The 18,296-nt window shown below is 72.2% G+C and carries 17 protein-coding genes and 1 pseudogene; 7 read left to right on the plus strand and 11 right to left on the minus strand.

The window, feature by feature from the left end; genetic code table 11:
- Positions 1-39: 39 nt before the first annotated feature.
- Positions 40-255: a winged helix-turn-helix domain-containing protein gene (locus F9C41_RS31995; RefSeq protein ID WP_155390536.1), complete on the minus strand. Its 216-nt coding sequence runs from the start codon at positions 253-255 to the stop codon at positions 40-42.
- Between the two features lie 181 nt (positions 256-436).
- Between F9C41_RS31995 and F9C41_RS32000 the strand changes: the two genes are divergently transcribed.
- On the plus strand, positions 437-634 hold the full coding sequence (locus tag F9C41_RS32000; RefSeq protein ID WP_155390537.1) for a hypothetical protein: 198 nt from the start codon (positions 437-439) through the stop codon (positions 632-634).
- Positions 635-688: 54 nt separating this feature from the next.
- Here F9C41_RS32000 and F9C41_RS32005 read toward each other — a convergent pair.
- Positions 689-2,851: pseudogene (locus F9C41_RS32005) on the minus strand (BTAD domain-containing putative transcriptional regulator); the annotation flags it as partial.
- Positions 2,852-3,032: 181 nt separating this feature from the next.
- Complete coding sequence (locus tag F9C41_RS32010) at positions 3,033-3,866, minus strand: GNAT family N-acetyltransferase (RefSeq protein ID WP_196280048.1); 834 nt, start codon at positions 3,864-3,866, stop codon at positions 3,033-3,035.
- Between the two features lie 215 nt (positions 3,867-4,081).
- Between F9C41_RS32010 and F9C41_RS32015 the strand changes: the two genes are divergently transcribed.
- Entirely contained in the window at positions 4,082-4,957 is an 876-nt protein-coding gene (locus tag F9C41_RS32015) for a LysR family transcriptional regulator (RefSeq protein WP_155390539.1), read from the plus strand.
- A 15-nt stretch (positions 4,958-4,972) separates the two neighbouring features.
- Here the strand turns inward: F9C41_RS32015 and F9C41_RS32020 are convergent, their stop codons facing one another.
- The 4 genes from F9C41_RS32020 to F9C41_RS41595 form a co-directional block, all read right to left on the minus strand.
- A complete protein-coding gene (locus F9C41_RS32020; RefSeq protein ID WP_230690189.1) occupies positions 4,973-6,103 on the minus strand; it encodes a glycosyltransferase in 1,131 nt (376 codons plus the stop codon).
- A 5-nt stretch (positions 6,104-6,108) separates the two neighbouring features.
- The gene (locus tag F9C41_RS32025; protein WP_155390541.1) at positions 6,109-7,272 is read right to left on the minus strand and encodes a glycosyltransferase family 4 protein; all 1,164 of its coding nucleotides are present in this window, start codon (positions 7,270-7,272) and stop codon (positions 6,109-6,111) included.
- A 108-nt stretch (positions 7,273-7,380) separates the two neighbouring features.
- Positions 7,381-8,910, minus strand: a complete 1,530-nt coding sequence (locus tag F9C41_RS32030; protein ID WP_155390542.1) for an alkaline phosphatase D family protein — start codon at positions 8,908-8,910, stop codon at positions 7,381-7,383.
- Positions 8,910-10,016 carry a hypothetical protein gene (locus F9C41_RS41595; protein WP_230690174.1) on the minus strand — a complete coding sequence of 369 codons (1,107 nt, stop codon included), beginning with the start codon at positions 10,014-10,016 and terminating at the stop codon, positions 8,910-8,912. Before F9C41_RS41595 ends, F9C41_RS32030 begins: the two co-directional genes overlap by 1 nt.
- Before the next feature lie 193 nt (positions 10,017-10,209).
- On the opposite strand from F9C41_RS41595, the gene F9C41_RS32040 reads away from it, so the two are divergent.
- On the plus strand, positions 10,210-10,896 hold the full coding sequence (locus tag F9C41_RS32040; protein WP_155390543.1) for a hypothetical protein: 687 nt from the start codon (positions 10,210-10,212) through the stop codon (positions 10,894-10,896).
- A 56-nt stretch (positions 10,897-10,952) separates the two neighbouring features.
- Entirely contained in the window at positions 10,953-11,330 is a 378-nt protein-coding gene (locus tag F9C41_RS32045; protein ID WP_155390544.1) for a VOC family protein, read from the plus strand.
- Between the two features lie 6 nt (positions 11,331-11,336).
- Here the strand turns inward: F9C41_RS32045 and F9C41_RS32050 are convergent, their stop codons facing one another.
- Positions 11,337-11,831, minus strand: coding sequence for a MarR family winged helix-turn-helix transcriptional regulator (locus tag F9C41_RS32050; RefSeq protein ID WP_230690175.1), 495 nt, complete (start codon positions 11,829-11,831; stop codon positions 11,337-11,339).
- 76 nt (positions 11,832-11,907) lie between these two features.
- On the opposite strand from F9C41_RS32050, the gene F9C41_RS32055 reads away from it, so the two are divergent.
- A complete protein-coding gene (locus F9C41_RS32055; protein WP_155390546.1) occupies positions 11,908-12,384 on the plus strand; it encodes a cupin domain-containing protein in 477 nt (158 codons plus the stop codon).
- A gap of 71 nt (positions 12,385-12,455) precedes the next feature.
- On the opposite strand, the gene F9C41_RS32060 is transcribed toward F9C41_RS32055, so the two are convergent.
- Both F9C41_RS32060 and F9C41_RS32065 read right to left on the minus strand, forming a co-directional pair.
- On the minus strand, positions 12,456-12,596 hold the full coding sequence (locus tag F9C41_RS32060; protein ID WP_155390547.1) for a hypothetical protein: 141 nt from the start codon (positions 12,594-12,596) through the stop codon (positions 12,456-12,458).
- Positions 12,597-12,705: 109 nt separating this feature from the next.
- A complete protein-coding gene (locus tag F9C41_RS32065) occupies positions 12,706-13,224 on the minus strand; it encodes a DUF4142 domain-containing protein (RefSeq protein ID WP_196280049.1) in 519 nt (172 codons plus the stop codon).
- A 205-nt stretch (positions 13,225-13,429) separates the two neighbouring features.
- Here F9C41_RS32065 and F9C41_RS32070 point away from each other — a divergent pair, with 205 nt between their 5' ends.
- Complete coding sequence (locus F9C41_RS32070) at positions 13,430-14,023, plus strand: GNAT family N-acetyltransferase (RefSeq protein ID WP_230690176.1); 594 nt, start codon at positions 13,430-13,432, stop codon at positions 14,021-14,023.
- Between the two features lie 114 nt (positions 14,024-14,137).
- On the opposite strand, the gene F9C41_RS32075 is transcribed toward F9C41_RS32070, so the two are convergent.
- The gene (locus F9C41_RS32075; RefSeq protein ID WP_155390549.1) at positions 14,138-16,903 is read right to left on the minus strand and encodes an AbfB domain-containing protein; all 2,766 of its coding nucleotides are present in this window, start codon (positions 16,901-16,903) and stop codon (positions 14,138-14,140) included.
- Positions 16,904-17,146: 243 nt separating this feature from the next.
- Between F9C41_RS32075 and F9C41_RS32080 the strand changes: the two genes are divergently transcribed.
- Positions 17,147-18,220, plus strand: coding sequence for an ABC transporter substrate-binding protein (locus tag F9C41_RS32080; RefSeq protein WP_155390550.1), 1,074 nt, complete (start codon positions 17,147-17,149; stop codon positions 18,218-18,220).
- Positions 18,221-18,296: the final 76 nt, after the last annotated feature.

Genomic DNA, 18,296 nt, shown 5'->3' on the forward strand with positions numbered 1-18,296 from the left:
TCAGCATCGCAGTGCGGACAACCGGATTTCGGCTCGGAATCAGTCGGGGACGAAGGTCCCACGGCCAGGGGAGCCCAGCACGACACCCCGGTCCCGGAGCAGCGCCATCACGCGGGCGATAGTGGCGAAGTGGACGGAGTAGAGCGTGGCCAGCTCGTTATAGCTGGGCAGCTTGGAACCCGCCGGGTACTCGCCGGCCTGGATGCGCGCGGTCAGATCCGCCGCGATCTCCGTATAGCTCATGGGGACGGGCATGTGACTTCCTCAGGTTGGCAACCCGATTTGATCACGCGAACCAGGTTCACCGCTACATAACCTTGCGCCTGTCGCACCTATCGCAATAGGCTGATGCGCGCCCAGGTTGGCACTTGGGGGTACCACCCCCGGCCGGCTCGCACCCCGGCCGGGGGCCTCGCACACCCATGTGGAGGCCTTCGTGGACATCCTTCTCACCGCCGGGCTCGCAGCCCTCGTCGGCCTGCTGGCCGGTGCCGGCATCCGTTGGGTTCGCTCGCGATGCGCCCGGTGCAACGGCGTATTGGTGGACGCCTGCCCGCACTGTGACGCCAAGGTGGTGGACTGGGCCGGACGCATCGCCCGAACGCTCGCGCGGGAGCCCGGCACCCGGCCCTGAATGCGGATCGGTGACGCGGCGGTGTCCAGCCGTTCGTCAGTGCGCGTCCCGCTCGGCGGTGGCGAAGGTGATGGCGAGTCCGTGGACGGCGCCGCGGGTCTCGTCGCCCACCTCGCCCGGCATGTCAGCGGCCGCGGTGATCAGTTCCAGGCCCTCGGCCCGGTGCCCGCCGAGCCACCAGTACCGGCCGGCGCCCGCCGCGAGGCGCATCGCCGCAGGTGCCTCGCCGGCCGCGAGCGCACCCCGCATCGCCGTATGGATGTTGTCGTGTTCGGTGTCGAGGGCGGCGAGCCAGGTCACCTGCTCGGTGCGGCGAAGGTGCTGGTCCGCGGTCTCGGCGAGTTCGGTGAAGTAGGCCAGGTGCGCGTGGCGCGCCAGGTCGGCTTCCCCTGCCTCGGCCAGCCGCTGCCGGGCGTACTCCTTGATCGTGCCGAGCATCCGGTAGCGCGGTGCGCAGCCGCCCTCGGTGAGCACGAGCGATTTCCCGGTCAGCGCGGTGAGCAGCTCGAACACCTGGACCGTCGTGATGGCGCCGCCGGCGCAGACCCGCTCGGCCGCCTCCAGGCTCGCCCCGCCGGAGAACACCGAGAGCCTGCGCAGGACCGCCCGTTCGGCTTCGGTGAGTAGCTCCCAGCTCCAGTCCATCACCGCCCGCAGGGTCCGGTGCCGGGGCAGCGCGGTGCGGCTGCCGCCGGTCAGCAGGCGGAACCGATCGTCGAGGCGGTTGGCGAGCTGGTCGAGGGACATGGTGCGCAACCGGGCCGCGGCGAGTTCGATCGCCAGCGGTATCCCGTCCAGGGCCCGGCAGACGCGGGCCATGGTCGCCGACGTGGCGGCGTCGGTCGCGAGGTCCTTGCACACCGCGCCGGCCCGGTCCCGCAGCAGCCGGACGGCCGGCGCGGACTCGATCTCGCCGGGGGTGGCGTCGTGGGCGGGCAGGGCCGACGGCGCGACCGCCCACAGTGACTCGCCGGTGATGCCGAGCGGTTCCCGGCTGGTCGCCAGGATCCGCAGCCGCCGGCATTCACCGAGCACGCGATGGGCGAAGGCCGCCGCCGACTCGATGACGTGCTCGCAGTTGTCCAGGATCATCAGCATGGCCTGTTCGCGGACCGCGGCGATGACGCGGTCCGCCGGGTCCGCGCCGGATGACTCGCCGAGCGGTGCGTCCCGCAGGCCCAGCCCGGCGAGCGTCGCCTGTGCCACGTCGCCGTCCGTGCCGACGGCAGCGAGCTCCACCAGCCAGATCCCGTCGGGCAGGTCGCCGAGCAGCGTGTGCGCGGTCTCCGTGGCCAGCCTCGTCTTGCCGGATCCGCCGGGCCCGATCAGGGTGGTGAGCCGATGGCCGGCGACGAGTGCGCGGACCGCGGCGACATCGGCGTCCCTGCCGACGAAGCTGGTCAGTTCGGCCCGCAGATTCGTCCTCCGGGTCTGTTCCCGGCGTCCGAGTTCACCCCGCAGCAGTGCGACGTGCAGTGCGGACAGTTCCGGTGACGGGTCGACGCCCAGCGCGTCGGCGAGGGCATCGCGCGTGCGCTGGTACACCAGCAGCGCCTCGGTGTCGCGTCCGGCGGCCACCAGGGATCGCATGAGTGCGGCGACGAGCCGTTCGCGCAGGGGATGCGCGGTCGCCAGGTCGGTCAGTTCGGTGACCAGCTCCGCGCCGTGGCCGAGGCCGATCTCCGCGTCGCACCGGTCCTCCACGGCGGTCAGGTGCAGCCTCTCCAGCCGGGTGACCGCCGCGTCGCACGCCGTGCTGTCGGGCAGGCCGATGTCCTGCATGGCGGTGCCGCGCCACAGCGAGAGGGCCGCACGCAACCGCCGTACGCGCTGCGGGCCCTCGTCGTCGCGAGCCCGGCCCATAAGGCGTTCGAAGCGCACCGCGTCGACGGCGTCGGGTTCCAGCCGCAGCCGGTAGCCGTCGGTATGCCCCTCGATCAGGCCTTCCGGCAGTGCCCTTCGCAACCGGGAGACCAGGCGGTGCAGGGCGTTGGTCGCGTCGGCGGGCGGGTGTCCGCCCCAGATCCAGTCGAGGAGCGTCGCCTTGTGGACCACGCGACCGGGTGCGAGCGCGAGGGCGACCAGCAACCCGCGCAGCCGCGCGCCCGGCACATCGGCGACCCTGCCGTCCGTGCGGACCTCGAACGGTCCGAGCATCCTGATGACGACGCCGACGGTGCTGCGGACATCCTCGACCGGTGTGTGCTTGTCGAGCATGCTCATGACTGCCGTCCGGGCCGGTGGCGTGACGGCTCCGTGCGCGACGGTTCGTACGGTGACCTCGGCCTGGTCGGTGAACGCGACGGACATGGTGGTGTGATCCTTTGATGCAGTGACGAAATCGGACCGACGGGATGGATGCCGGATCCTTGGGCTGTTGACGGCAGAGCTCGCCTGATCAGCGCGCGTCGTCTGGTCCGGTGCGGTTGTCGCAGACGAGCTCGTAGCGGCGAGTCCGCCGAAGGAGGCCGAAGCCGAGGTCCTCGCGCAAAGCGAGCAGGCGGGAGTCGTCCTCGGCGGTGACGGTCTCGATCTCCTCGAGGTGCGGGTGGACCTCTTGCAGCCGCTGGATCAGCGCGGCGTTGACCCAGCGCTCCAGCCACCGCCCGCGATGGCCGGGCAGCACGGCCGGTCCGTACTGGCGGGCGCGGGGCTGGGCGGGCGCGCCGACGACCGCCACGGCGTACGCCGCGAGGTCGCCGTCGGTGTCGGCGGCGGTCAGCACGGCGTCACCGGGCCGGCTCGGGCTTCGGAGCAGCTCTTCGACCCGGAGTTCGGCGGGTAGGTCGCCGGTCCAGTGGGTCAGGCGGTAGCCGGGGTGCTCGGCGTCGACCAGCTCACCCAGCCACGCCCGGTGCACGTCGCAGTAGGTGAGCAGGTCATGGCGCACGGCTAGGGTGTGCCGGAAGTGGTGCCGCAGGCAGAACGCCTCTCCCGGCGAGTCCGCGGCCACCTCCGCGACCAGGCGTGGCTCGGAGGTCTGGGCCAGGACCGCGGCCAGCAGCCGGGAGCCGATCCCGCGACGGCGCCACTGCGGCTCCACGTACAGGGTCAACTCGGCCGCGCCCGGCGTCGCGGCCAGGGCCGCAGGCAGCAGCAGGTCGTGCCCGAGCGATCTGCTCGGACGCAGGCCGGCCACCCCCGCCACGAAGCCATAGGACGCCACGGCCTGCCACCACCGCACCCCGGGATGGTCCGACACCGCCACGATGTCGATCGAGCGCTGGTTCATGGCACCCACGATCGCCCGGCCGCCGGGGCGGAACAACGACCAAGATCGCATCGCTGCATAAGCACCGGTTATCGTTCGAGGCCGAACGCGTCGCCGACGGTCGACGTGGCCCGGGTCACCATCACGGGGAGGGGGCGTCGCCACCGCCGTAGACTGCCGAATCGCGCGGTTCAGGACGAGATCAGGACGCGCGGTGACCGGAGGGGGACGGCCAGGTGGACCTGCGCGACATCGAGATCTTCCTGACGCTGGCCGAGGAGCTCCACTTCGGGCGTACGGCCGAGCGCCTCCACGTGTCCCAGGCGCGCGTCAGCCAGTCGATCAAACAGCAGGAGCGCCGGATCGGCGGCGCCCTGTTCGAGCGGACCAGCCGCAGCGTGCAGCTCACCCCGCTCGGCGCGCGGCTGCGCGACCGGCTCGACGCGGGCTACCGCGAGATCATGGCGGGCGTCGACGAGGCCACCGCCACCACGCGCGGGCAGGTCGGCACCCTGACCCTCGGCACCATGGCCACCGACCATCAGCAGGTCGAGGCGGTCCTCCACCTGTTCCGGCAGCGGCATCCGCAATGCGAGCTGCGCATACGCGAGATCCTGCCCAGTGACCCTTTCGGCCCGCTGCGCGCGGGCCGGATCGACGTCGGGCTGATGTGGCTGCCCGTCGCCGAGCCCGACCTTACCGTCGGGCCGAACCTGCACACCGAGTCGCTGGTGCTGGCCGTCGCCCCCGACCATCCACTCGCCGGCCGGGACGAGGTCGAGATGGAGGACCTCGGTGATTACCTGGTGGTGGGGCCGGACGGGCCCATTCCCGACTACATGTGGGAGGCGCACACCCCGTCCGTGACACCGGCCGGGCGGCCCATCCGGCGCGGCGTCGCCGTGGCCACCCTCGAGGAGGCCCTCACCGCGATCAGCGCCGGCAGCGTCGTTTCCCCCGTCGGGTCGCACGCGGCCGCCACCCGACTGCGCCGCGACATCACCTTCCTGCCCATCACCGACGGACCGATCCTGCAGTACGCACCGGTATGGCGCATCGCCGCTGAAACGACGCTGGTCCGCGCCTTCGTCCAAGCCGCCGCGGACGCGTAGCCGGTCCGGGGCCGGTCAGCGGGTGCGGGTGACGGCGCTCGGGTCGAGGGCGGTGTGCACGTCGAGGAAACCGCGTACGGCGGCGTCCCAGCCGAAGTGTTCGGCACGGGCGCGGGCCGCATCGCGGCGGTGGCGTTCGTCGCGGTCGAGCAGTCGCAGCACCCCGTCGGTGAAGTCCTCGCCCGCGACCGCGACGCCCGCGTCGCCGACCACGGCGGGCAGGGCACTGGACGCGCTCACCACGGCCGGGGTGCCGCAGGCCAGGGCCTCCAGTGCGGCCAGCCCGAACGTCTCCATCGGACCGGGTGCCAGCACCATATCCGCGCTGGCCAGTAGCGCCGCCAGTTGCTGCCGATCACTGATCCAGCCGGTGAACGTCACGGGCAGCCCCGCGGCCGCGGCCTGCAACCGGGCCCGCAGCGGCCCGTCGCCCGCGATCACGAGCCGGGCCCGAACCCCGCGGTCGAGCAGCGTGCGCAGCGTGGTCAGGGCACGTTCGGGCCGCTTCTCCGGGGACAGCCGTACACAGCAGACGAGCAGCAGCTCACCGCCGGGCACATGCTCGCCGCGCACGAGCGGGTCGCGGCGGTCGGGGTGGAACAGGTCGAGGTCGACGCCGAGCGGCACCTGCGTGACGTTGTGCGCCCCGACGCCGGTGAACTCCCCGGCGGCCCAGGCGGTCGTGCAGACGATCCGGTCGTACGCGGCGGCGCTGGCGCGGTTGAGCCCGGCGGCGATGCGGGCGCGCACCCCGGCGGGCAGCTTCACGACACCGAGCAGGCCGTCGACGCTCTCGTGCGACACCATCACCGACGGCACGCCGTGGCGGCGGGCCCAGGCACCGGTCCAGCGCAGCGTGGTGCGGTCGGACACCTCGATCCGGTCCGGAGCCAGTTCCGCCAGCAGGTCTGCCAGCGGCCTGCGGCGCACCAGCAGCCGGTAACCGCCGCCCAGCCCCGGCGCGACCGGGCCGGGCAGCGTGATCACGCGGCCCTGCTCCGTCTGCTCGTCGGTGTGCCCGGGGCCGGGGACGACCAGCACCGGCTCGTGCCCGGCCGCGGCGTACCCTCGGCCCAGCTCGCGCAGCGCGGTGCGCAGGCCGCCGGAGCTGGGCGTGACGAAGTTGGCCAGCCGGACGATGCGCAGCCCGGTCACGGGACGCGCACCGGCACGGCGACGGGTGCGGGCAGGCGGCCGGGGTGGCGCACCGCGGCGGCCGCGGCGGCGTAGTGGCCGATCAGCTCGTCGCCCAGGGCCGACCAGGTCCGGGTGGACACGGCCGCGCGGGCCGCCTGCCCGTAGGCGCGGCGCACCGCGGGGTCGGTGAGCGCGTCGACCGCGGCCGCGAAAGCGTCGCCGTCGTCCGGGGTCACCAGCAGGCCGTCTACGCCGTGGTGGACCAGGTCGAGCGGACCGCCGATCGCCGGCGCGACCACCGGCACGCCGCTGGCCTGGGCCTCCTGCACGGTCTGGCAGAACGTCTCGTGCGGTCCGGTGTGGACGAACACGTCGAGGCTGGCATACAGCCGGGCCAGGTCGGTGCCGCGCCGGGTGCCCAGGAAGTTCGCCTGCGGCACGGCTCGGCGCACCGCTTCCCTGGTCGGCCCGTCGCCGACCACGACCACCCGCACGCCGGGCCGGGCGGCGGTCTGCGCGAGCAGGTCCACCCGCTTCTCCCGGGCCAGCCGGCCGACGTAGCCGACGATCAGCTCGCCGCCGGGCGCGAGTTCGGCGCGCAGCGCCTCGTCGCGGCGCGAGGGGTGGAACAGTTCGGTGTCGACGCCGCGGCCCCACCGGCCGACGTTGGGCACGCCGTGCGCGACGAGTTCCGCGGCGGTCGTCGACGACGGAGCCAGGGTCGCCGCGGCGCGGCCGTGCACGTGGCGGATCCAGCGCCAGGCCAGCGCCTCGCCGGTGGCCACCCGGTAGGCGCGGGCGTAGCCGGGCACATCGGTCTGGTAGATCGCGACGACGGGGATGCCGAGCTCGGCGGCGGCCTTCGCGCCCCACGCACCGAGCACGAACGGGCTGGCCAGGTGCACCACGTCCGCCCGGTGCTCCGCGAGCGCCTCCCGGATGCGGCGGGTCGGCCAGGCCAGCCGTACGTTGCCGTAGCCGGGCATCGGCAGCGAACCCAGCCGGACCACGGGGTAGGGCTTGTCCGTGATGGCGCGGCTCGCCCGCGGCGACGGCTTCGGCGAGATGACCAATGGCTGGTGACCGCGCGCCAGCAGATGGTCTGCGACGCGCGCCACGGAGTTCGCGACGCCGTTGACGTCCGGGGAGAACGACTCGGTGATGATCGCCACGCGCATGGCCGCCACGCTAGGTTCGCCGCCGGGAGCCGAGACGAAGAGCGGGCGTCGCCACGGCGAAGCGCAGGGGAACTGTTGCCTGCTCCGCGCCGGTGCCCGGCCGGCCCGTCACGGGTTGCGCCGATACTGGGCCGCCGAGCCCTTCGTCGCCGGGTCCTCGTATGCCCCGGCCCGGCCGCGGTCGACGTGCCAGCTGGTCAGGGTGCTGACCGTGGCGTTCGGGTTGGCGCGGTCGCTGACCACGCGCAGCCGGGTCGTCCACCGCTGCGGGGTGACCTCGTACAGGTCGTAGCCGTAGCGGTTGCCCTCGAAGTACTGCAGGTGCGGGTTGACCTGGCCGAGCCGCGGTCCGTTGGTGGCGTTCCAGCTCGCCGAGTACGCCCCCGAGGTGGTCGAGTGGGCCACGAACTCGGTGCCGATGACCGGGGCGGACAGGTTGTCGAAGTCGGGCCGCACGTCCTGGACGAAGGCGCTGTGCCAGTCGCCGGTGATGGTCACGAAGTCGGCGATGCTCTGCTGCTGCGCGTAGGTCAGCAGCTCGTTGCGCTCGGCGCGGAAGCCGTCCCACTGGTCGGTGAACATGTACCCGCCGTCGGGGTTGCGCTGCTGGCTCAGGAAGATCGAGTTGACCCAGCAGTGCCAGCCGCCGCTGCGCTGGGATACCCGGTCCTTGACCCACTGCTTCTGCGTCGCCCCGAGGATCGAGCCGCCGGTCAGATTCTGCTCGGTGCGGTACTGCCGCAGGTCGAGGATGACCAGCTCCAGCAGGTCGCCCCACTGCCGGTGGCGGTAGATGCGCGGGTCGGGCAGCGCCGTGTCGGAGCCCTCCAACCGCAGCGGCAGGTGCTCGTACCAGCCCTGGTAGGCGGCCGAGCGGCGGGCCACGAAGCTCGCCGCGCCGCGGGAGCCGGAGTAGTCGTTGACGACCTCGTGGTCGTCCCAGGTCAGGTAGAACGGGTGCGCGGCGTGCACGTCGCGCAGCAGCGGGTCGCCCTTGTACAGCGCGTGCAGCTTGCGGTAGTCCGCCAGGGTGTACGCGGTGCCCAGCTCCGAGCCCTCGTACACGTAGTCGCCGAGGTGCACGACGAAGTCGAGGTTGGCGTCGGCGGCGATGTCGCGCATGCCCGGGTACTCGCCGGACTGGTAGTTCTGGCAGTTCAGCGACGCGAACCGGACCAGGTTCACCGCGCCCACGGGCGCGGTCTTGGTGCGCCCGATCCGGCTGTACTGCCCCAGCGCCCGGAACCGGTAGTGGTAGCGCCGCCCGGGGGTCAGCCCGTCCACCACGACGTGGAGGCTGTACCCGAGCAGCACCGACGCGGCGACCGACCCGGAGGCGACCACGTCGCTCATGGCCGCGTCGGTGGCGACGCTCCAGTCGACCTGCACGATGTCGGGCAGCGGCTGCACGTCGGCGAGCGGGTCCGGGGCCAGCCGGGTCCACAGCACGACACTGGTGGGCAGCGGGTCGCCGGAGCCGACGCCGAGGGTGAACGGGGCCGGGTCCCAGCTCGCGCCGAGCGCCGCCGCGGCGGCGTAGGCGGCCTGCGGCCCGAGGTCCCGGGCGAGCGGCCAGGCCGCGCCGAGCGCGCCCGCGCCGACGGCGGCCTGCAGGAGTTGGCGGCGGTGCAGGGCCATCAGGCTCCTCCGGTCGTGAGGCTCAGGGACAGGGCGTCGGCGTAGCCGTCGTTGGAGGTGCCGCCGGAGCGCACGAACAGCAGCTCGACCTGCGCGGTGCGGCTGCCCGCGGGCACCGTGCCGGTCGCGGTGCGCGACAGCAGCCCGGTGGTGTTCGACCGCTGCGCGGCGGTGACCGGGCCGAGCACCACGGTGGACAGGGTCTGCCCGGCGGCGTTGCGGAACGCGACGGACAGCTGCGCGGTGTCGTTCTGGTCGGCGTACCCGCCGAGCCAGGCGGCCACGTCGTAACGGGCCGTGCCCGCGTCGATCGCGGCGGTGCCGGGCAGCGTCACGCTCTGCCCGACCCGGCTGCGGGCGGAGGTGCCGCCGCCGAAGAAGTTCGCCCCGCGGTTCGCCGGTCCGGGGCTGGACGCGGTGGGATAACCACTGGTGCCGTACGCGATGACGGCCGTGCCGCCTTCCAGGTGGGTCCAGCCGGGGATCGACGCCGTCGCGCCGCCGGTGCCGCCGGGGCCGGCGTCGCCACCGGGGTTGGCCAGCAGGTTCGTCGCCGGGGTGGACAGGGTCAGCCAGAGGCTGTCGGCGTAGCCGTCGTTGGACGTGCCGCCGTCGCGGGTGAACAGCAGCAGCACCCGCGCGGTGCGGCTGCCCGGCGGCACGGTGCCGGTCTGCGCGCGCCGCAGCAGGCTGGTGGTGCTGCCGCGCTCGGCGGCGGTGACCGGGCCGAGCACGACCACGCCGAGCGGGCGGGCCGCGGCGTCGAGGAACTCCACCGACAGGCGTACGCCGTCGTCCTGGCCCGCATACCCGCCCAGCCAGCCGCCCGCGTCGAACAGCGCGGTGCCCGCGTCGATCTGCGCCGTCAGCGGCAGCGTGATCTGCTGCGTCAGCCGGGTGCGGGGCGAGTCGCCGCCGCCGAGGAAGTTCGCGCCGCGGTCGCCTGGTCCGGGGCTGGACGCGGTCGGATAACCGCTGCTCCCGTACGCGATGACGGCAGCCGTGCCCTCGATGGTGGTCCATCCGGGGATGACCGGGGTGGGCTGGCCGGTGCCGCCGCCGGCGACGTCGCCGCCCGGGTTGACGATCAGGTTCGCTGTCTGCATCACGCCTCCTGGCAGGATCGCCAGCAGCGTGAGGGCGCTGCCTGTCGCGCCGACGACGCAGACGTGGCGCGCGCGTGAAGCGCGGACGACCACCGGGGGAGTCCTGGGCCGAGATCAACGGACGCCCGATGTACGGCGACCGTTCACCGCGTCCACACCCGAGCGCCCGCCCGGACCCGGCACCATGACGGCGATGTCCGAGTATGTCGACCTCTACTGCGAGCGGCTCGCGCCCGGCCTGTTCGGCGAGCCGCTGAATCTGCTCAGCAACCTGGCCTTCCTCGTCGCGTCGGGGCTGCTGCTGTGGCTGCTGGCGGGACAGGTCCGTCCCGTGCCGTTCAGCGTCTGGCTGCTGCCGGTGCTGCTCGGCGTGGTCGGCCTGGCCAGCGCGGCGTTCCATGCCTTCGCCACGCGCGCCACGAGCGCCGCCGACTCCACCGCGATCGCCGTCTTCATCCTGGTCGCGGTGGTGAACCTGGTGCACTGGATGTGGGGCGTGCGCTGGCGGTGGGCCTGGCTGGCCGCCCCCGCGTACCTGGTGCTGTCCGTCGGGATCGGCGCGCTGGCGCAGTGGCTCGGCGGGGAGCGAGCCACCCTGGGCGGCTACCTGCCCGCGCTGGTGGGGCTGGCGCTGTTCGGTCTGGCGGTGCGGCTGACCACGTCGCCCAACGTGGCCGGGTTCGGCAACCTGCTGCTGGCGGCCACGGGTGTGTTCGCGGCGTCGCTGGCACTGCGCACCGCCGACCTGCCGCTGTGCGCGACCGCGCCGGTCGGCACGCACTTCGTCTGGCACGTGCTCAACGCGGTGGTGCTGTTCCTGGTCGGCTACGCGGTCCTGCGCCGCTGGCAGCGCACGCCCGCGGCGCTGAGCCGCCGGTGACATGCCCCGCCGCGCTGAGCGGAGCCCGCGTGGGCGCGACCGCCTAGGATCGGGCCATGCTGGCTGAACTGCAGTGCGTGGTACTGGACTGTCGTGACCCGAAACGGCTCGCCGAGTTCTACCGGTCGCTGCTCGGCGGGGTCGTCAACCAGCCGGACCGGCGCTGGTCGCTCGGCGGCGACTGGTCGACGCTGCACGCCCCCAACGGACTGGTGCTCGCGTTCCAGCGAGTCGCCGAATACCAGGCGCCGCAGTGGCCGGATCCCAGCAAGCCGCAGCAGTTCCACCTGGACTTCGGCGTGCCGGATCTGGACACCGCCGAGGAGGAGGTGCTGGCCTGCGGCGCGACCGTGCTCGACGCGGGCTCGCCGGGCCAGAGCTGGCGGGTGTACGCCGACCCGGCCGGCCACCCGTTCTGCCTCGTCCGGCACTGAGCCGCGTCAGCGGCTGACCGCGGCGGCCAGCTCGCGCAGCAGGTCGCCCAAGCGGCGGGCGTCGGCGGGGTCCAGCCGGCTCAGCGCCTCGCGCTGCACCGCCAGCCCGGCCGCGACGGCCTCGTCGATCAGCTCGCGGCCGGTCGGGGTGAGCTGTGCGCGCAGTGAGCGCCGGTCGCCCGGATCGGGCGTACGGGTGATGAGCCCGGCCTTCTCCAGCTTGTCCAGCCGCCCGGTCATGCCGCCGGTGGTGAGCATCAGGGTGTCCGACAGCTGCTTGGGGGAGAGGTTGAACGGCTCCCCGGCGCGGCGCAGCGTGGCCAGCACGTCGAACTCGCCGCGGCCGATGCCGAGGCGCTGGTAGGCGCGCTCCATCCGGTCGCCGATCGCCGCGGCGACGCGGTACACGCGCCCGAAGACCTCCATGGGCAGCAAATCGTCGAGGTCAGGGCGCTCGTCACGCCACTGGTCGATGATCGCGTCGACGGCGTCCTTGGTCATGCCGCACATGGTAGCTTGACGGAAACTAGCTTAGTGATAAGTTACTTGTAAGCTAGTTGTCGAGAGTGAGGCAGCCATGACCTACATCGCCGACTCGGGCGCGATCAGCGCCGAGTACCACCCGTCCGCCGCCGCGGAGCAGGCGGTCATGGGCTCCGGCTCGACCGCCCGGTTCGTCGCGCCGGGCAGCGTGACCCAGGGCCGGTTCGGCCTCTACGAGTGGCACATGCCGGCCGGGGCGGGCGGGGCGGACGCGCACTTCCACCGCACCTTCTCGGAGTCCTTCTACGTCATGACCGGCACGGTCAGCCTGTTCGACGGCGCGCGCTGGGTGAACGCGAGCGCCGGCGACTTCCTGCGCGTGCCCGAGGGCGGCGTGCACGGCTTCCGCAACGACAGCGGCGCGGCCGCCTCGATGCTCATCCTGTTCGCGCCCGGCATCACCCGGGAGACCTACTTCCGCGAGCTCGCCGACATCGCCGCCACCGGCCGGCAGCTGTCGGAGGAGGAGTGGACCGACCTGTTCGCCCGCCACGACCAGTACCGTGCCTGAGGAGGCCGGCTTCTACGAGCTCAAACGCGGCAACCGCCCGCGTCCGCGCGTCTGGTGAGAGCGCCGACGGGTCAGTAGTCCTCGTCGTCGTCGTACGGCGCGAAGTCCTCGGTCGCGCTCAACTCGATGGTGTCGTCGGGCGAGGCGACGAACTCTTCGAGGTCGTCGTCGTCGATCAGGGACGGGTTGTCCGCCTGCTGTGGTTCGCTCACGATGCGGCCTGCACTTTCACGGTCAGTGAACAGTGGTGACAGTTCGATTAGAGCGCCGCGGTCATGCCCGCGCGAGCTGACACTCCGTGCGTGGACGCGTGTCCGCGGCTCAGCCCGCGTTCACGTCGGCGTGGTTGAGCTCGGTGATGTGCGTGATCAGCATGTCGTCGGCTTGGCGGGCCAGCTCCTTCACGCGCGGGTCGAAGCCGAAGTTCAGCTCGGTGCGGGCAGCCTGCAGGCTCTCGCCCTGCGTCTCGATCTCCCGCGTGATCCACATCTGGTCGAAGGAGGCCCCGGACGGCATCGCGGCCAGCTCCTTCAGCACGTCCTGCTGCTCCTGGGCGGCCTTGTCCGGCAGGGTCACCTTGACCTGGTCGGCTACCGCCACCACCGCGGCGTCGAACTGCGTGTGGTCGGCGGCGATCAGCTGGCCGAGCCGCCGCACCTCGTCGGAGGTGCCCTTCTGCGCGGCCAGGTTGCCGGCCGCGATCTCATAGAGGTTGGCCTGGTGGATGCCGATCAGGAAGGAGGCGTCCTGCGGTGACGGCACCGCCGCGGCCGGAGCGGCCGCGCCGATGGTGATCACCACCGCGGCGAGCACGACGAACAGCCCTCTGCTCCGGTTCATGACGAAGCCTCCATCCCCCGGACCGCGCGGCGCAGCCTGTTGCCGCGGGTGGCGCACGGCCGCCTGCGCCCAGGTCAGTACCCACGAACGCCGTTGCCGACACCTGCCCGGCCGATTCGGGCGACCGCGGGGTGATCTTCCGGCATTAAAATGCCCGCGGGCGGGGCCGTAGCGCGCCGCGGCCGACCGACGACGGGGAGCGAACGTGAACAGCGGCATCGAGGTGCGGCCCGCGGAGGCGGGCGACTGGGCGGCCGTGGCCGACATCGTCAATTTCTACATCGACACCACGACGGTGAACTTCCGCACCGAGCGGCAGACGGCACAGGAGTGGGCCGACGACTGGTCCCGCAGCCGCGACCGGTATCCGTGGCTCGTGGCGGTCGTCGACGGTGAGGTGGCCGGGCTCGCCTATGCGGGCCAGTGGAAGGCCCGCGCCGCGTACGACTGGTGCGCCGAGGTCACCGGATACGTCGCCGACGGCAGGCGTGGGCAGCGGGTCGGGCACGCGCTCTACCGGGCGCTGCTGGCGACCCTGGACGCCCAGGGCTACCGCACCATGATCGGCGTGATCGGCCTGCCCAACGAGCCCAGCGCCCGCTTCCATGAAGCGTTCGGTTTCCGCCACACCGGCACCCTGCAGGGCGTCGGCTACAAGCAGGGCCGCTGGTGCGACATCGGATTCTGGCAGCGCACCTCGGTCGCGACGGATGCCCCGCCCGGCGAGATCCGTCCTTTCGCGACCGTATGGCCACAGGTCGGCGCCACCCTCAGCGAGGACGGCCCAGCACGCTCCTGACAGCCGTGGCGGGACGGGCGGCACACGCCGGCGCCGGTCCTCCAGGCACGGCTGCTGGGAGGACCGACGCCGGCGCGACTCAGGTGGACGGCCCCGCGAGCGGCGAGGAGACCGCTAGGGCGTCCACGGGCTGACCACCGCCCAGGTGGTGTCCGGGGCGTAGTTGCCGGGGCTGTCGTACGGATGCGGGCCGCCGTTGCCGGCCACCCACACCTCCGCCGCGTAGTGCCGCACGCTCAGGCTGGGCAGGTTCGAGCTGACCAGGCTGACGTTGCCGGTGCCGGAGCGTCCCGGCTGGGCGCAGAACGTCGCGTCGGCGTCGAACAGCGCGGTGCCGTCGCGGGCGTCCTTGCGTACCCGGAAGTTGGCGTGCCGCAGGTAGTGCCCGGCGAAGTTCTTCGACTCGAACGAGTAGCAGGTCGGGTCGGCCAGGCCGCGCCGCACGACGAACGTCGCGTCCGCTTTCAGGGCCGCCGGGCTGGCCGCGTTGACCACCGACGTCACGCCGAGGCTGGCGTTGTGCGCGAGGAACCGGTCGGTGAAGCCGGGCGTCACCACCTGGAGCGAGCGTGACTGGTCCAGCGGCAGGTCCGCGCCGCTGCGCCACCATGCTGAGGTGCCGCGCCAGGTCGCGTCGGCCGCGAACGACGTCGGGTTGTCCCAGGCGTTCGTGCCGCTGCTGTTGGCGATCCACACTTCGGAGTTGATGTGCCGCAGGTAGCGGCCCGGGAAGTTGTACGACTCCAGCGACACCCCGCCCGCCGCGAGCCCGGCCCGCTGGCAGAACGTGGCGTCGGCGGCGTACACCGGCGAGCCGTCGTTGGCGGCGAGCTGCACCCGGTAGCCGGAGTGGCGCAGGAACTGGCCGGGCATGTCGCGGGACTCGAACGACAGGCACGACGACGACGCCAGGCCGGGGCGCACCCAGAACGTGGACGCCTTCTTCACCGCGTCGGAGCTGGTGCCGGAGACGACCTGGGTGACGCTCGGGGAGCCGCTGTGGCTGAGGTACTTCGTGGTGTGCCCCGAGGTGGTGACTCGCAGCGAGGCGAGCTGCCCGGTGGGCAGGTAGGTGCCCTGCGCGGCGGCCAGCACCGACAGGTTGACGGCACGGACCTGGGCGAAGTCCATCTTCTGGACCTGCCGGTCGTACGTGAAGAACCCGTTGACCTCGTTCTCGACGTCGGTGGGCTCGGTGTAGACGCTGGCGGACAGGCCACGGCCGTCGACGAGATCGCGCAGCTGCCCGGTGGCCTCGACGTAGCGCCGGGTCAGGGCAGCCGAGTCGGCCGTCATCTCGTAGGCGAAGCCGTTGCCGGGCGACCACTCGTGTCCGGCCACCCGCAGGCCGATGCCGCCGTACTCGCCGAGCACGGCGATGCGGGAGGCGGTCGGCAGGGCGGGCGAGCCCGGCCCGACGTAGATGTGGTCGTCGATCACGTCGCCGTTGCCGCCGTCGAAGCCGCAGCAGTTGGAGCCGGAGTTGTTGGTGACCAGCCGGGACGGGTCCCAGCTCTTGACCAGGTCGGCGATGCGCGCGGGGTCGTACTCGCCCCAGCCCTCGTTGAACGGCACCCACAGCACGATCGAGGTGATGCCCTTGAGCTGGTCGACGATGCGGCGCAGCTCGGCCTCGAACACGGTGCGATCGCCGGCCGACGGGGTGAAGCCGGTCTTCATGGCGGGCATGTCCTGCCAGACCATCAGCCCGAGGCGGTCGGCGTGGTAGAACCAGCGGGCCGGTTCGACCTTGATGTGCTTGCGCACCATGTTGAAGCCGAGCGCCTTCTGCTGCTCCAGGTCGAAGCGCAGCGCCGCGTCGGTGGGCGCGGTGTAGATGCCGTCGGGCCAGTACCCCTGGTCGAGGGTGCCGATCTGGAACACGAACTTGCCGTTGAGCACCGGCCGCAGAACGCCGTCGACCAGGGCTTTGCCGATCGACCGCATGCCGACGTAGCCGCCGACCGTGTCGCCGCCGTTCGTGCCGGTCAGGGTGACGCGCAGGTCGTACAGGAACGGGTCGTCGGGGGTCCACAGGTGCGCGTTGGGGATCGGGATCCGCAGGTGCGCGCCGGGCGCGCCGGTGACGGTGCTGATCACCGTGCCGCCCGAGAGCACCTGGGCCTGCACGGCGCTCGCGCCGCCGGTGGTCTGCACGACCAGGTCGAGCACCCCCGCGGGCAGGTCGGGCGTGGTGTCCAGGCGGGTGATCCGGGCCGCGTTGGCGGGCTCCAGCCAGACCGTCTGCCAGATGCCGCTGGCCGCGGTGTAGAAGATGCCGCTCGGGCTGAGCCGCTGCTTGCCCAGCGGAATCCCGGCCGCGTCGACCGGCGAGTGCACGCCGACGATGATCTCGTTGGTGCCGCCGTTGAGCGCGCCGGTGATGTCGAACGTGAAGGCGTCGTAGCCGCCGCTGTGGCTGCCGACGGACACGCCGTTGACCCAGACCTGGGCGGTGTGGGTGACCGCGCCGAAGTTGAGCAGGATGCGGCGGCCGCTCCAGCCCGCGGGCACGGTGAAGGAGCGTCTGTACCACATGTAGTTCTGGTGGCGCATGATCCCGGACAGGGCCGATTCGATCGGGTACGGCACCAGCACGGTCTCCGCGAGCGTCTGCCCGAACGGCGGGCTGGCCAGCGAGGACGCGCCGGCGAACTGCCACTGGCCGTTGAGGTTCTGCCAGTCGGGGCGGGTCAGCTGCGGGCGCGGATACTCCGGCAGCGGGTTGGTCAGCGAGACCTGGCTGGTCCACGGGGTGGACAGCGGGGGCGTCTTCGGGAGGTACGGGGCGCTCCAGGCGGGCTGCGCGGCGACCAGGGTCGCGGCGACGGCGAGTAACGCCGAGATCAGCAGGGCCAGGGGCCGGGCGGGCTGTCGCATGCGTCGCGCTCCTACGGGTGGGCGGACCGGGGGCGGAGAGATCCGATGTCACCGATGTTTCATAACGGTGCAGACACGACATCTTGTCGTCATCGGACTCGGTCTGTATAACGTTATAGAGCGAAGGCGGTTGATCGCAATCGGACCGAAACGATTGCGGGTCAACATTTTCGGCGGCCTATTCGCGCTGTAAGAATGCCCTCCTTTATTGACGTAGGTCAATCCCACCGCAGGGAGAGTCCCATGTTCCAGCGCAACAAGGCAATGATCATCACAGCTACCCTGGCCCTGGGCGGTGCGCTGCTCAGCGCCTGCACCAAGGGCGAGGACACCGGCACCCCCACCGACGGCGGCAGCGCCGGCGCGCAGGTCGTGGCCTCGGCCAGCGCCGGCGGCCAGGGCTGCACGCTGCAGGCGTACGGCGCCACCAAGATCGAGCTCAAGGACGCGATCGTCGGCTTCTCCCAGTCGGAGAAGGAGGCCAACCCGTTCCGCATCGCCGAGACCCAGTCCATCAAGGACGAGGCGGCCAAGGTCGGGGTGAAGAAGCTGCTCGTGACCAACGCGCAGTCGCAGCTGTCCAAGCAGGTCAGTGACATCCAGGACATGCTCGCCCAGGGCGCGCAGTTCCTCATCGTCGCGCCGCTGAACTCCGACGGCCTGGAGCCCGCGCTCAAGGCCGCGGCCGACAAGAAGGTCCCGGTGCTCACCATCGACCGCAAGGTCAACGCCACCGCCTGCAAGGACTACCTCGCGTTCCTCGGCTCGAACTTCGTCGAGCAGGGCAAGCGCGCGGCCGACGCGATGGTCAAGGCCACCGGCGGCAAGGGCAAGGTCGCGATCCTGCTCGGCTCCTCGGGCAACAACGTGACCACCGACCGCACCAGCGGTTTCGTCGACCAGATCAAGGCCACCGCGCCCGGCATCGAGATCGTGGCGCAGCAGACCGGCGAGTTCGCCCGCGACAAGGGTCAGCAGGTCACCGAGCAGCTGCTGCTGAGCAACCCGGGCATCACCGCGATCTACGCCGAGAACGACGAGATGGCGCTGGGCGCGGTCACCGCGATCAAGGGCGCCGGCAAGAAGCCCGGCGCCGACATCAAGATCGTGTCGATCGACGGCACCCGCAACGCCGTGGAGGCGATCACGAAGGGCGAGATCAACGCCGTGATCGAGTCCAACCCCCGCTTCGGCCCGCTGGCCTTCGCCACCGCGCAGAAGTTCCTGGCCGGCGAGGCCATCCCCGCCAACGTCATCATCTCCGACCGCGAATACGACTCGGCGAATGCCGCCGCGTCGCTGAGCAGCGCCTACTGAGGCTGCCGCAGTGCCGGAAGTGGGGGGGGGGGGCGGGGGGGGGGGGGGGGGGGCGGGCGCGGGGGGCCGGGGGGCG

This window comes from Catellatospora paridis (genome assembly GCF_009720365.1).
GTDB lineage: Bacteria > Actinomycetota > Actinomycetes > Mycobacteriales > Micromonosporaceae > Catellatospora > Catellatospora paridis.

Bases quoted from the DNA above. Each gene is read 5' to 3' on its own strand.
- F9C41_RS32025 (WP_155390541.1), bottom strand. From the start codon at position 7,272: ATGCGCGTGGCGATCATCACCGAGTCGTTCTCCCCGGACGTCAACGGC.
- F9C41_RS32055 (WP_155390546.1), top strand. From the start codon at position 11,908: ATGACCTACATCGCCGACTCGGGCGCGATCAGCGCCGAGTACCACCCG.
- F9C41_RS32050 (WP_230690175.1), bottom strand. From the start codon at position 11,831: ATGACCAAGGACGCCGTCGACGCGATCATCGACCAGTGGCGTGACGAG.
- F9C41_RS32065 (WP_196280049.1), bottom strand. From the start codon at position 13,224: ATGAACCGGAGCAGAGGGCTGTTCGTCGTGCTCGCCGCGGTGGTGATC.
- F9C41_RS32030 (WP_155390542.1), bottom strand. From the start codon at position 8,910: ATGGCCCTGCACCGCCGCCAACTCCTGCAGGCCGCCGTCGGCGCGGGC.
- F9C41_RS41595 (WP_230690174.1), bottom strand. From the start codon at position 10,016: ATGCAGACAGCGAACCTGATCGTCAACCCGGGCGGCGACGTCGCCGGC.
- F9C41_RS32045 (WP_155390544.1), top strand. From the start codon at position 10,953: ATGCTGGCTGAACTGCAGTGCGTGGTACTGGACTGTCGTGACCCGAAA.
- F9C41_RS31995 (WP_155390536.1), bottom strand. From the start codon at position 255: ATGCCCGTCCCCATGAGCTATACGGAGATCGCGGCGGATCTGACCGCG.
- F9C41_RS32080 (WP_155390550.1), top strand. From the start codon at position 17,147: ATGTTCCAGCGCAACAAGGCAATGATCATCACAGCTACCCTGGCCCTG.
- F9C41_RS32075 (WP_155390549.1), bottom strand. From the start codon at position 16,903: ATGCGACAGCCCGCCCGGCCCCTGGCCCTGCTGATCTCGGCGTTACTC.
- F9C41_RS32040 (WP_155390543.1), top strand. From the start codon at position 10,210: ATGTCCGAGTATGTCGACCTCTACTGCGAGCGGCTCGCGCCCGGCCTG.
- F9C41_RS32010 (WP_196280048.1), bottom strand. From the start codon at position 3,866: ATGAACCAGCGCTCGATCGACATCGTGGCGGTGTCGGACCATCCCGGG.